The organism is candidate division WOR-3 bacterium (genome assembly GCA_039803545.1).
Classification (GTDB): domain Bacteria; phylum Hydrothermota; class Hydrothermia; order UBA1063; family UBA1063; genus UBA1063.
This window is the reverse complement of sequence record JBDRYS010000003.1, coordinates 113,814-125,843: the sequence shown is the minus strand read 5'-3', so window position 1 is coordinate 125,843 and position 12,030 is coordinate 113,814. Positions and strand designations below refer to the sequence as shown.

At 42.8% G+C, this 12,030-nt stretch carries 12 protein-coding genes and 2 tRNA genes; 4 read left to right on the top strand and 10 right to left on the bottom strand.

Features of this window, described 5'->3' with window-relative positions:
• Window positions 1–4 precede the first annotated feature (4 nt).
• The 4 genes from buk to ABIM45_07365 are packed head-to-tail and all read left to right on the top strand — an operon-like array spanning window position 5 to window position 3,979.
• Entirely contained in the window at window positions 5–1,105 is a 1,101-nt protein-coding gene (gene buk / locus ABIM45_07380) for a butyrate kinase (GenBank protein MEO0239720.1), read from the top strand.
• Between the two features lie 11 nt (window positions 1,106–1,116).
• Window positions 1,117–2,037: a bifunctional enoyl-CoA hydratase/phosphate acetyltransferase gene (locus ABIM45_07375; GenBank protein ID MEO0239719.1), complete on the top strand. Its 921-nt coding sequence runs from the start codon at window positions 1,117–1,119 to the stop codon at window positions 2,035–2,037.
• On the top strand, window positions 2,034–3,347 hold the full coding sequence (locus ABIM45_07370) for an acetate kinase (protein MEO0239718.1): 1,314 nt from the start codon (window positions 2,034–2,036) through the stop codon (window positions 3,345–3,347). Before ABIM45_07375 ends, ABIM45_07370 begins: the two co-directional genes overlap by 4 nt.
• Window positions 3,344–3,979 carry a DUF3108 domain-containing protein gene (locus ABIM45_07365; GenBank protein MEO0239717.1) on the top strand — a complete coding sequence of 212 codons (636 nt, stop codon included), beginning with the start codon at window positions 3,344–3,346 and terminating at the stop codon, window positions 3,977–3,979. The genes ABIM45_07370 and ABIM45_07365 overlap by 4 nt, the downstream gene beginning before the upstream one ends.
• On the opposite strand, the gene ABIM45_07360 is transcribed toward ABIM45_07365, so the two are convergent.
• From ABIM45_07360 to lysS, 10 genes are all read right to left on the bottom strand, one after another.
• Entirely contained in the window at window positions 3,959–4,735 is a 777-nt protein-coding gene (locus ABIM45_07360) for an ABC transporter substrate-binding protein (GenBank protein ID MEO0239716.1), read from the bottom strand. The two genes, ABIM45_07365 and ABIM45_07360, sit on opposite strands and share 21 nt — an antisense overlap.
• A gap of 8 nt (window positions 4,736–4,743) precedes the next feature.
• Window positions 4,744–4,825: transfer RNA gene (locus ABIM45_07355), tRNA-Leu, on the bottom strand.
• A gap of 42 nt (window positions 4,826–4,867) precedes the next feature.
• Window positions 4,868–4,940, bottom strand: a tRNA-Ala gene (locus tag ABIM45_07350).
• A gap of 17 nt (window positions 4,941–4,957) precedes the next feature.
• On the bottom strand, window positions 4,958–5,137 hold the full coding sequence (locus tag ABIM45_07345; GenBank protein ID MEO0239715.1) for a hypothetical protein: 180 nt from the start codon (window positions 5,135–5,137) through the stop codon (window positions 4,958–4,960).
• A 90-nt stretch (window positions 5,138–5,227) separates the two neighbouring features.
• The gene (locus tag ABIM45_07340; GenBank protein ID MEO0239714.1) at window positions 5,228–6,604 is read right to left on the bottom strand and encodes a hypothetical protein; all 1,377 of its coding nucleotides are present in this window, start codon (window positions 6,602–6,604) and stop codon (window positions 5,228–5,230) included.
• On the bottom strand, window positions 6,591–7,751 hold the full coding sequence (locus ABIM45_07335) for a glycosyltransferase family 4 protein (protein ID MEO0239713.1): 1,161 nt from the start codon (window positions 7,749–7,751) through the stop codon (window positions 6,591–6,593). The genes ABIM45_07340 and ABIM45_07335 overlap by 14 nt, the downstream gene beginning before the upstream one ends.
• Window positions 7,748–8,596: a GNAT family N-acetyltransferase gene (locus ABIM45_07330; GenBank protein ID MEO0239712.1), complete on the bottom strand. Its 849-nt coding sequence runs from the start codon at window positions 8,594–8,596 to the stop codon at window positions 7,748–7,750. Before ABIM45_07330 ends, ABIM45_07335 begins: the two co-directional genes overlap by 4 nt.
• Window positions 8,593–9,273, bottom strand: coding sequence for an ABC transporter ATP-binding protein (locus tag ABIM45_07325; GenBank protein ID MEO0239711.1), 681 nt, complete (start codon window positions 9,271–9,273; stop codon window positions 8,593–8,595). The genes ABIM45_07330 and ABIM45_07325 overlap by 4 nt, the downstream gene beginning before the upstream one ends.
• Window positions 9,266–10,462, bottom strand: coding sequence for an ABC transporter permease (locus tag ABIM45_07320; GenBank protein MEO0239710.1), 1,197 nt, complete (start codon window positions 10,460–10,462; stop codon window positions 9,266–9,268). The genes ABIM45_07325 and ABIM45_07320 overlap by 8 nt, the downstream gene beginning before the upstream one ends.
• Window positions 10,459–11,934, bottom strand: coding sequence for a lysine--tRNA ligase (lysS, locus tag ABIM45_07315; GenBank protein ID MEO0239709.1), 1,476 nt, complete (start codon window positions 11,932–11,934; stop codon window positions 10,459–10,461). Before lysS ends, ABIM45_07320 begins: the two co-directional genes overlap by 4 nt.
• Between the last annotated feature and the right edge of the window lie 96 nt (window positions 11,935–12,030).

Sequence of the window (12,030 nt, the reverse complement as noted above, 5' to 3'; positions counted from 1 at the left end):
ATTTATGAACTATAGGATTCTTGTAATTAATCCAGGTTCAACTTCAACAAAGATTGCTTTGTTTAACAATGAAGAGCCGATATTTTCTGTAAATATTGCCCATCCAGCTGAAGAGCTCGCAAAGTTTCCTAAAATTATAGACCAGTATGAATTTCGAAAGGAAATTATATTGAAGGAACTTGAAAGTCGTGGTGAAAAGGTGGAGACATTATCGGCGGTGGTGGGCCGCGGGGGTCTTCTGAGGCCGATTCCGAGTGGTACATACAAAGTTACAGAAAAAATGCTGGAAGATTTAAGGGCTGGTGTAAATGGAGAACATGCATCCAACCTTGGTGCCCTTATTGCCGATGCCATTGCACGGCCACTGAACATTCCCGCTTTTATCGTTGACCCTGTGGTTGTTGATGAAATGGACCCTATTGCAAAGGTAACGGGATTACCTTTCATTAAAAGGAAGAGCATTTTACATGCTTTAAATCAGAAAAGGATCGCGAGGATAGCTGCCAGGGACTTAGGTAAGAAGTACGAAGAGGCAAACCTCATTGTCGTTCACCTCGGAGGTGGAATCAGTGTCGGGGCCCATAGAAAGGGAAGAATTGTCGATGTGAATAACGCTTTGAATGGAGACGGTCCCATTGCACCGGAAAGGGCTGGTAGCCTCCCTGCATGGCAGTTGGTGGAGCTTTGCTTTTCTGGACAGTACACAAAGGATGAAATAAAGAAGTTACTCGCGGGGAAGGGTGGGGTCATTGCCTATCTTGGAACTAACGATATGCGGGTTGCTGAGGAAATGGTAAATAAGGGTGATAAGAAGGCTCGGTTTATAATGGAAGCTATGGCCTATACTGTAGCAAAATGGATAGGTATGATGGCGGCAGCGTTAGAAGGAGAAGTGGATGCCATCGTATTGACGGGCGGCCTCGCCTATTACAAAGATTTCGTATCCTGGGTTGAGAAAAGGGTGAAATTCATTGCCCCCATTATGGTGTACCCCGGCGGCGATGAGATGAGAGCCCTTGCTGAGGGTGCTTTAAGGGTTTTAAGGGGGGAAGAAGCGGCAAAAATTTACGAAAATGAAATTATAGAGGATAAGGAACTATTTTAAGGAGGTAAGAAATGATAACAAGACTTGATCAAATTGTTGCGGCAGTTAAGGGAATGCCTTCGATGAGGCTTGTTGTGGCCTGTGGTGAAGATCCTCACACCATAGAGGCAGTTTCGAAGGCAAAGAACGAAGGACTGGTTGACGTAATAATGGTTGGAAATGAAGATAAAATAAAGAGTGTGGCGAAGGAGCATGGAGTCGACCCTGCGATTTTCAAGATCATTGATGAGAAGGATCAGAAGAAGGCCCTGAAGATGGCGGTTAAGATGGTGAAGGATGGTGAGGGCGACATATTGATGAAAGGACTTGTGAACACTGCAGATTATATGAGAGCAATCCTCGATAAGGAAAATGGACTTGTTCCACCCGGTGGGGTGCTTTCTCATGTAACCGTTGTCGAAATTCCAACTTATCCTAAATTACTAATAGTGGCCGATGTCGCGGTTATTATCCTTCCAGATCTTGAGCAAAAGGTGAAGATTTTGCAATACACCATTGAAGTTGCACACGCCCTTGGAATTGAGAATCCTTATGCCTTTCTTATAAGTGCGGTGGAAACAGTAAATCCTAAGATGCCTTCAACGGTAGACGCAGCCATTATTAAAGTGATGGCGGAAAGGGGGCAGATTAAGGGAGCAAAGGTTGAAGGGCCGGTAGCTTTAGATATCGCTGTGTCAAAGGAATGTGCAGAGATCAAAGGATTTAAGGGTGAGGGGGCTGGCGAGGCCGATATATTGATTTTCCCCAATATTGAAACGGGAAATGTTTTCTTCAAGACCTGCACCCAGCTTGCTAATGGTAGAATTGCGGCTGTAGTTGCAGGTGCAACCGCTCCTTGCGTTTTGACATCAAGAGCAGACAGTGAAGACTCTAAGTTTATGTCCATTGCTTTAGCTGCGCTCCTTGCGGGTAAAAAGGGAGCTAAGCAATGAAGATTTTAACCTTAAATTGTGGTAGTTCTTCGGTAAAGTATCAAGTTTACGATTGGGATAAAAAGAGGCCCTTGTGTAAGGGCATTGTTGAGAGAGTTACCATAGGTAATTCCTTTATTTTGCACGAGGTCCCTGGAAGGGACCCTGTAAAAATAGACCATGAATGCCCTGATCACAAGGTGGCCATTGAACTTGTTATCAATACTATTACCGACCCCGAATATGGTGTTATAAGCAGTGTGAAGGAAATTAACGCGGTTTCCCATAGGGTGGTGCACGGTGGAGAAAAGTTTACAAAGTCGGTAATAATTAACGAAGAAGTTATTCAAACCTTTAAGGAACTTTATCCCCTTGCTCCTTTGCATAATCCTGCCAATGTAATGGGTATAGAAGCGGCGATGAAGTTGATGCCAGATATTCCTCATATTGCTGTGATGGACACCGCTTTCCTTCAGACCATGCCAAAGCATACCTACCTCTATGCGGTACCTTATGAGTGGTATGAGAAGTACGGCGTGAGGAAGTACGGTTTTCACGGTACTTCCCATCTTTACGTTTCCAGAAGGGCAGCTGCCCTCCTTAAGAAAGACCCACATGAGGTAAATCTGATCACTTTGCATATAGGAAATGGTGCATCGGCGACTGCCATTAAGAACGGTAAGGCCTATGATCATTCGATGGGCTTTACCCCATTACAGGGTTTGATAATGGGAACAAGGTCAGGCGACATCGATCCCGCAATTATACCTTACATAATCGAAAAAACTGGTATGAGCCTAAAGGAAGTCATGGACATCCTCAACAAGAAGAGTGGAATTCTCGGTATTACAGGAAAGTACACGGACAGAAGGGATGTGGAAATTGCCGCTGCTCAGGGAGACGAGAGGGCGATTCTTGCAATAGAGATGGAGGCATACAGGGTTAGATTCTATATCGGCGCCTATATGGCGGCTCTTGGCCATGTTGATGCCATCGTCTTTACCGCCGGTGTTGGAGAAAAGGGATGGATTATCAGGGAAAAATCCTTAGAGGGGCTTGAAAAACTCGGCATAATACTGGATAAAGAGCGTAATAGAGAAGCAATGTCAAGAAACCATGAATTTATTATTTCAACCGATGACTCACCGGTGAAGGTCTTTGTAATCCCTACTGATGAAGAATTGGTTCTTGTGGAAGATGCGGTGGCCATCCTTGAGGGTAGGTACGATGTTCCGGAGAAATTTAAGTACTCCTTTGAGTCCCCTGATTATGTAAATGAGTTCAGAGAGGAGCAGTATAGAAAGGAACTGGAGAAAAGGAAAAAGGGTTGAGTCTTTTTCCACTTCTAATTTTTTGTGAGTTACTAAATTACAACATCTATTTAGGGAATTTTCGGGTAGGAAGCGGTTCTCTAAAATACGAGAGAAATTTTGAGAAAATAGGCGGAAGGTATCTGTCTCGCGCTACCCTTGTGGTGAAAAGTGAAGGGGTTGTCAATTCCTTTTTCCCGGTCTATGATTCCATTGTTTCAATTTTTTACTCCGATAGTTTTTTTACCTACTCCTATGAAAGGAGCATAAGGGAAGGAAGGTATAAAGATAAATCAAAGGCAGTCTATTCAGGAGATACCGTTTACTATGACGATGGTTCTAAATTTGTAACCTCAGGCAAAACCTTTGACCCCCTTTCGTTGATCTTTTACCTGAGAGAAAAGGGCAATATCGACTCAACCTTACTCTTAGATTACCATGTGGATAAGAGGAGTTTTAAGATTGCCATCCATCCACAGAGGATTAATATTAAAGGGAAGGAGCTTATTAAGATTTATTTAGACTTACGGGACCCCAAATTGTCCAAAACTCCGGGAGAACTGGTCTACCTTTTTGGAGCCGATGGAGATAGGAAACCTTTGGAATTGCAGTTTAAAACGGGTATCGGCGTTCTAAAAGCAAGATTGAAGTAGTCGGTTTAGTTTAACAATTGCACCGAAGACCCGAGGGCCTGGCCTCGTGAACAAATCCTGATTGAGCGTGTAAATTTTATGATATTTTACGGCCCTTATGGTCGTCCAACCATAACGTTTTGCTACCTTCTTTGGGTTTGCCTGAGGATAGAGTAATAGAATCACATCTGGATTTTTCTTAACAATTTCTTCTTGGGATGGTACAAAATAGGGTGTTTCCCTGTCGGAAAAGATGTTTTGACCGCCGGCAAGTTCTACAACTTCGTTGATAAAACTATTTTTCCCCACAGTGTATATGGGGTTCTCTGAGAGTTCCACATAAACTTTGGGCTTACTATGTAAGGGTTTTAAATCTTTCAAAACACTCTTTAGGGAATCAATAACAAATTTCGCACGTTCCTCCTTGCCTGTAAGTTTGCCAAGGGAGTCAATAACCATCAGGATTTCGTTAACGGACTCTGGATTGAAGGCAATGTATTTGATCTTGAGCTTCTTTAAATTCTGTTCCACTTGTTTTTGCATGGGAAGGGAAAGGATTACAAAATCGGGCTTCAAGCTGATTATTCTTTCATAATCAGGGTTTAAAAGGTCCCCCACTTTCTCTTTATCTTTTGTTGCCTCCGGATAATTGCAATAGTAGGAAACTGCAAGGAGTTTATCCTCGGCTGAGAGAAGATAAAACATCTCCGTTACACTTGGGACCAGGGAAACAAACTTGAAATTCAGAAGGAAAGTTAAAAATGTAATTGAACTCATCTTTTTCCTGCGGGAGGCGGGACTTGAACCCGCACGGGCTAAACCCACCAGATCCTAAATCTGGCGCGTCTGCCGTTCCGCCACCCCCGCGTGGTGGGTTTTATAGAGAATATAATAGGACGGTTTGAAACCTGGAGCCGGTGGGATTTGAACCCACGACCTTCAGACTGCCAGCCTGATGCTCTCCCAGCTGAGCTACGGCCCCAGGTGTGCTTTTTCGTGTTACTTTGTTGCTGTTGTGTCCTGCACCTGTGTGGACTCTGCAGGCTGTGTCTGTGTGGATTCTGCAGGCTGCACCTGTGTTGTGTCAGCAGGCTGTGTAGTCTGCTGCGGCTGCTGAGCCTTCTTGCATGCAACTGTCAGCATTGCTACAAGCATGAGTGCGAGTGCGAGCTTCTTCATTTTAAACATCCTCCTTTTTGTTTGTAAGTGTTAAAATTATAGATAGTTGCCTTTGTGCTGTCAAATAGTTTATATTCTTTTTCGTTTAAATTAAGGGTTTTGAGAAGCAGCGATATAATTTTTCAAAACTCTTAAGGTCATTTTTATCTGCTTAAAATCAATGGCAATTATGGATGCGATGAGTAAAATTGATAAGAAGAATCTGCCAGTAGTCAAAAAGGTCATTGCCTGGATACCAATTACCAATATTTTTAAAACCTCAAGGAGATACTCAAAGGGATGGAGCACGGGAAAGTTGTAAAGATGGAAAGTGGCAGTTACTATTGTGGCTGCACCGAAGGAAAGGGTTACGCCTAAGAGCCCCAGTTTTGGGGTTAATACTAAGAAGGTTAAAATGAAGCTGGCTACCCAGACAAGGTCTTTGTAAAAGAACAATTTTATATTTCCCGTTGAGCGAGCAAGGGTAGTGTCAGTGGCGTAGAGGGTGGAGATGAGAAGGGTAAAGGATAGTAATACGAGGTGAGGATAAACCTTTAAATACTGGCTTGTTGAAACTAGAAGAACGATATTTTTACCAAAAAACTCAAATATTAAAAACCAGAAGAGGGCGAGATAAAAATAAAACAACCTGAAGGCGCGGTATTTTTCCGCAAATTCCTTTGATAAAAGTTCATCTGTTTTCTTGAAACTTATGATTGGAGCTGTTAATTGAAGAGGTACTTCAAGGGTCTGCCGTGCTCCCATATCCAGTTTCCTTGCAATTTGAAAGAGGGAAAGTTCTGAGTAAGGAAGGTAAAGGGGGATGAGGAGGGAATCGATGAAGTGGAAGAAGGGAGAAAGGATCTGCGTGAAGAGGGAATAAATCCAGTATTCCCTTATCTCTGTGAATACTTCCTTCCACGGTTTTAGTGCGATGGGGAACATCGAGAAAAGTATGAGTAAAAAGGCGAAGTTTACAGCTAAGTTTATTATTCCAATAGTTCTCAAGGTAAGGAGGGGAGCGGAGATAAGGAGAAGACAGACGATGGTGAGGAGTCTCGCAAAGGATGTTATGGAGTATTCAAGAATTTTTACGCGGGATATGAGGGCGGTTTGATAGAGGGTTAGGGTATTTACGATGTAGAAGGCGAGGAAAAGGATAAAAGCATCAAGGCCTTTGAATATAAGGATGGGAACAGAAATTAAGAGGCCGAGTATGAAGTGAAAAATGGATGGGAGGTGGATGAGGGCATGGGCCTTTTCTTCCTTGCCATCTCTGAAATAGAGGGGGATGAATCTTTGAAAGGTGAGGGGAAAGCCAAGGAGGAGAAGGCCGCCCACGAATAAGCCCGAATTACTAAGGAAGAAATACTTTCCGAGAATTTCCTGTGGAACATAGATGGCTAAAATTTTAAGAAGTACAAAGCCCATTAAAAAGTTAAGGGCAAAGGCAAGGTAAAACATGACAAGATTCTTAATGTATTTCATGGGTCAACTCCTCTAATTTGTTTACCTCCAGTTTCATCCTTTCCTCCCAGGTGGGGATATTTTTTGCCGTTTCCAATGCTTTCTCCTTGAGTTTTGAAAAAAGCGCGGGATTTTCAAAGATTGATAAAACTTTTTCTGCAAATCTCACAGTGTCAAAAGGCTTAATAAGAAATCCGTTGACTCCATCCTTGATCAATTTCGAGGTATCCTGGGTGTCAAAGGCAACCACAGGGATTCCGTAGGATAATGCTTCAATAACATTAAGGGTCATATTGGAGTAGCGATTGGTAGAAATTAACAGGTCGATTTGCGAATAGAGTTTTAGGGTTTCAAGGTGAGTTAGAAAACCTAAGTATTTGAAATTTTTGGGATATTTTTGCATTAACTCAAGGATTTTTGTTTTCATCGGTCCGTCACCGGCGACAAGAAATTTCATTTTCGGGTTCGATTTTATAACCTTTTTAGCAACTTTAACGAAGAGATCTGTACCTTTAAGCTTGTCCAGTCTTGTGAAATATCCTATTACAAATTTCGGCGCGCTGCCATCGGTAGGAGTAGTTGTGGGCCTGGCATTCGGAAGGATCGTTATTTTGTTCTCTGGGATTTTATATTTTTTTGCTACTTCAAAACTTCTGGTGCCGTCATCCACAAGGAAATAGTGACCCGCAAGGTGTTTGAAAACAAGGTGATCCTTAAAATAAATAAATTTTCCCAATAAGGTCTTTACATATTTTTCAAAGTGGATGGTCCCCATGGTTTTCACTGCATAAGGGATTTGGTACTTTCTACACAATTTTAGAATGGCCGGATGCCCGTAACCGGCGATGTTGTATATAATGTCGATTTTTGAATCTTCAAGGAGTGTTTTTACTCTCTTCGCGAGGTATCTTTCATAAAAAAAGTGGAATACGGGAAAGGTGAGGTAATTCAATTTTGAGGGGCGCAGGTATGGAAAAGGTTTTAAGACAAAGTATTTTATCTTCTCTTTAAGGTTGGCTGGAACTTCCTCCTCTTTTCCCTGACACATAAAAATTATTTCGTGTCCCCTGTTCAGAAGTTCCCTAAAAAGATAGGCGTTTTCGGGTGTGCCTCTACAGGTTTCCAAATCTATGTCGTCGCACCAGGGCGATAAGATTAATATCCTCATATCACGTAGGTGTAAACAGGTTTCTCTTCACCACCCCAGGATAATTTATAATTCCGTAGTTCCGGGTAAGGCGAAGTGCCAAGGTTGTAAAATTTAAATCCTTTTTTAAGGGCAAATTGGAGGATAGACCAGTGCAAGAAATCTCCTGTATGTTGGCTTAGGGCCTCAGCAGAATTTACCCCAAGCCAGTAAAAAATGGTGTCCTTATTGAGTTCAAGGATCATGGCTCCCGATTCGTCCCTTTCCTTACCCGAAAAGCAGAAGTGGACTTCTTCGAGTTCGCTTAGGTTTTTGAAAATACCGATGTTGTGAAATTTGTACCTTTTTACCCCTTTTAAAACCCTTTTGAGCAATTTGGTGTACCTTATCGCACCTTCTTTTCCTTTAAGAATTTCAAAATAAAAGCCTCCTCGCAATGCCTTTTTGAGGTTTCTCTTTCTATTCTCGTGGAGTCTTTTAAGTATGTTTTCTTCATTGTCAAGGGTTAATATCACCACACTGCTCCTTTCAAGTGAATAATCTCTTATCTTTAAAGGTAGTTCTTCTTCGCAGTACAGTACGATTTTTCTTAAAAAAAGCTTCTTCTTTGCGCAATTTAAAATTTCCTCCGTGAGGTTTTTATTCCCGATGGGTCCGCCATAGCTTCCCCATGGCCCGCTATAGGCAACTCTTGTAAGTAGGTTTATTTGAAGGGGAAGGTAACAGTTTTCGAGCCTCACAAGGAGGTTTGATTTCCAGGGGGTCTTAAAGGCCTTATACCATTCATACTTAAAGAAAAGGGAGTTTGCAATCTGTTGTATTGAACGGTTCCAGTTATCTTGGTCTTTTATGGCTTCTAACTTCATTCTTCGATCAAAAGGCCGTCGGATAAGGCGTAATGCCTTGTAAAATAGGAGATAAGATTCAGATTGTGGGTAACCATGATTATGGTAATGCCCAATTCCTCGTTTAGTTCCTTCAGGATTTCCATAAGCTCTAAGGTGTTTTGTTTGTCGAGATTTCCCGTGGGTTCGTCAAGGAGCAGGAGGTCAGGATTCCCCACAATGGCCCTTGCTATGGCTGCCCTCTGCTGCTCCCCTCCAGAAACCTCCGACGGCCTCTTATAGTGGATATTTGAAATATTCAATCTTTCAAGAACCTGTAGAGCCCTCTTCCGTGCCTCTTTAGGTTTTTCCCCGTTTATTATCAAGGGAAGGGCAACGTTGTCGAGAATGGAAAAGTCAGGTAATAGATGGTGGAACTGAAAGACGAAGCCTATGTGTTTTGCACGAAGTTTCGAAAGTTCTGAATCGCTTTTTCTATTAATCTTCTCGCCATTGAGGTAGATAAAACCTTCGTCGGGCATATCCAGAAGGCCTGCGATGTGAAGTAGTGTGCTCTTACCCGATCCTGAAGGTCCGGTAATGATGAATCTTTCCCCCTTTGGAACTTTTAAATTTGTTCCCTTTAACACGTGGATGGTTTCGACAGGGGTCTTGTAGGATTTGTGGATGTTCTCTAAAACGAGGGTAAATTCACTCATATCGAATCGCCTCAACGGGTTCCATTTTGCTCGCCCTCAAAGATGGGATCAAAGAGGCGATGAAGGAAATCACAAGGGTTAATCCCACAATATAGACAACATCCATAGGTCTTACCACGATGGGCACTCTGTCGATGAAGTATACGTCTGGTGGCAATCGGAAGATGCCAAATTTATTGGAAAGGTAAGAAAGTCCTACCCCCGTTATGAGTCCTCCGATGATACCGATAAGGGAAAAGGTCATTCCCAGTGCGACAAAGGTGTTTCTAACATCCCTCTTAGTGAATCCCATAGCTCGAAGGACGCCGATCTCCCTCGTCTTCTGGGTAATTAGAAGCATCAACACAGAAATGATGCCAAAGGATGCAACTATTACCGTGAGGGCGAGGACAAGGAACATCCCTAATTTTTCCAGTTTTAACGCCTGAAAAACCGTTCTATTGAGTTCCATCCAGTTTGTCGAGGTGAAAGGATACCCAAATTCCTTCTCAATTTCCTTCTGAACTGATGGCGCGTTAAAGGGATCCCTTAGATAGACTTCATAACCTGCAATGCTATCGCCCATACCCAGCAATTCTTGAAGGGTCCTTAAGTGGATGAAGGCGAAGGAGGTATTGTAATCGTAAAGTCCGGCGTCAAAAACACCCCCCACCGGGGAATCATAGGAGCTCATAATCATACCAAAGGGGGTCCTTTTAATTTTGGTAGGTGAATAGATTTTTACCGTATCTTCTGGGTTGGCTGCGAGAGATGCGGCAATGTTAAGCCCAAGGTAGATTCTCCCCGGTAAGAAAACACTATCACCACTTACAATTTTTACACCCTCGGGAAGCCTCTTTACACCCTTTAAAACCACACCTTCCGAATTTTCACCCCGAACTAAAACGGTCTTTGTTACAAGGAATGGTTCGCAGGCTTTAACTCCCTTAATTTCTTCAATTTTCGCTATGTGATTTGAATCTTCAGGGAAAGGTGTAAAGAAAAATTTGTGGACCATAATGTGTGGTGTCATGCCGATGATCCGGTTCCTTAATTCCTGTTGAAATCCCGTCATTATGCCGATTACGAGTATGAGGGCGGCTACGCCGATGAAGACACCGGCAATGGAGAAGATGGATAAGAAAGATAAAAGGCCCTTTCGCGATGCCTTCAGGTAGTTTTTTAATACGAAAAAAACATGAAGTTTCATTGCTCAGACTTTGGCTTAAGCTGAGGGAAAAGGATGACGTCTCTAATGGAATATTGACCGGTGAAGAGCATTACAATCCGGTCGATTCCCAATCCAATTCCTCCAGCAGGTGGCATGCCGTATTCCATTGCGTTGAGAAAGTCCTCATCCAGTTCCCTCGGTATCTCTTCATCCCCTGCTTCTCTATATTTAATCTGGTCTTCAAAGCGCTTCCTCTGGTCTATAGGATCATTAAGCTCTGAAAAGGCATTGGCAAACTCCACGCCGAGGATGAAAAGCTCAAACCTTTCAACCCTTCCGTTAAATTTCCTGTGTTTCTTGGCAAGGGGTGAAATTAAGGCAGGATGGTCAATTACGAAGGTGGGTTCCTTTATGTGATCGGCGACAAGGGCATCAAAGATTTTGTCAATGAGCCTTGTGGCTGGCAATTTGCTTGCGTTCTTAAGTCCGATCTCGATACCCACCTCTTTGAGTTCCTTTTCACTCATAGAAAGGGGGTCCTTTCCCAGCTTAGAAGCAAGTTCATCGAGGTAACTTATTCGCTTAAAGGGTCTTTTGAAACTTATTGTTTCATCAAAATATTGCAGTTCTTCCTTTCCGTTTATTTCGATAGCCAGTTTCTCAAAGAGTTCCTCGGTCAATTCCATCATGTCGTTGTAATCCCAGTAAGAGGCGTAGGCTTCCAGCATGGTGAACTCGGGATAGTGGAGCCTGTCGATTCCTTCGTTTCTAAAGTCCTTTGAAATTTCATAAACCTTCTCAAACCCACCCACAAGGAGCCTTTTGAGGTATAATTCGTCGGCTATGCGGAGATAAAGCTTGGTGTCAAGGGCGTTTGAATAGGTTTCAAAGGGTTTGGCAAAGGCACCCCCGTAAACCGGTTGAAGAACGGGGGTTTCCACCTCTAAGAAGCCCTTTTCGTCGAAAAAGTTTCTGATAAATTTGATAATTTTTGTCCTCTTCTTAAAAACCTCCCGGGACTCGAGGTTCATTATGAGGTCGAGGTACCTCTCCCGATAGATGATCTCTTTGTCCTTTAGCCCGTGCCACTTTTCAGGAAGGGGCTTTAAGCATTTGGAAAGGAGTGTAAGTTCTTCAGCAAGAACGGTAACTTCACCTGTCTTTGTCTTAAATACCTTTCCCTTGATTCCGATGATGTCGCCGACATCGATGAATTTTTTGAAGAAATTGGAGCCATCCTCATCGGTCCCTGGCACCTTCGTGATACCTTGCTGGACTGCAATCTGAATGTCACCGCTTTCGTCTCTTATGTGCGCAAAGGAAAGCTTCCCAAAAACCCGCTTGGTCATCAATCGGCCCGCAATGAGAACCTCTTTGTTTTCAAATTCTTCAAAGTTTTCTTTGATGAACTTTGATTCGTGGGTTTTCAAAAATTTATACTGATAAGGTTCAATTCCAGAATTTCTAAGTTGCTCTACCTTCTCCTTTCTGACTTCGAATTCTTCAGACATACCTCCTCCTTACGACATTGCTTAATTTAAAGCCAATTCAGGTGTTTAAACAAACGGAACTGATTAATTTTGGTAAATTTGTAGTGCTCGGTGTGT

Bases quoted from the DNA above. Each gene is read 5' to 3' on its own strand.
- buk (MEO0239720.1), top strand. From the start codon at position 5: ATGAACTATAGGATTCTTGTAATTAATCCAGGTTCAACTTCAACAAAG.
- ABIM45_07375 (MEO0239719.1), top strand. From the start codon at position 1,117: ATGATAACAAGACTTGATCAAATTGTTGCGGCAGTTAAGGGAATGCCT.
- ABIM45_07370 (MEO0239718.1), top strand. From the start codon at position 2,034: ATGAAGATTTTAACCTTAAATTGTGGTAGTTCTTCGGTAAAGTATCAA.
- ABIM45_07360 (MEO0239716.1), bottom strand. From the start codon at position 4,735: ATGAGTTCAATTACATTTTTAACTTTCCTTCTGAATTTCAAGTTTGTT.
- ABIM45_07345 (MEO0239715.1), bottom strand. From the start codon at position 5,137: ATGAAGAAGCTCGCACTCGCACTCATGCTTGTAGCAATGCTGACAGTT.
- ABIM45_07340 (MEO0239714.1), bottom strand. From the start codon at position 6,604: ATGAAATACATTAAGAATCTTGTCATGTTTTACCTTGCCTTTGCCCTT.
- ABIM45_07335 (MEO0239713.1), bottom strand. From the start codon at position 7,751: ATGAGGATATTAATCTTATCGCCCTGGTGCGACGACATAGATTTGGAA.
- ABIM45_07330 (MEO0239712.1), bottom strand. From the start codon at position 8,596: ATGAAGTTAGAAGCCATAAAAGACCAAGATAACTGGAACCGTTCAATA.
- ABIM45_07325 (MEO0239711.1), bottom strand. From the start codon at position 9,273: ATGAGTGAATTTACCCTCGTTTTAGAGAACATCCACAAATCCTACAAG.
- ABIM45_07320 (MEO0239710.1), bottom strand. From the start codon at position 10,462: ATGAAACTTCATGTTTTTTTCGTATTAAAAAACTACCTGAAGGCATCG.
- lysS (MEO0239709.1), bottom strand. From the start codon at position 11,934: ATGTCTGAAGAATTCGAAGTCAGAAAGGAGAAGGTAGAGCAACTTAGA.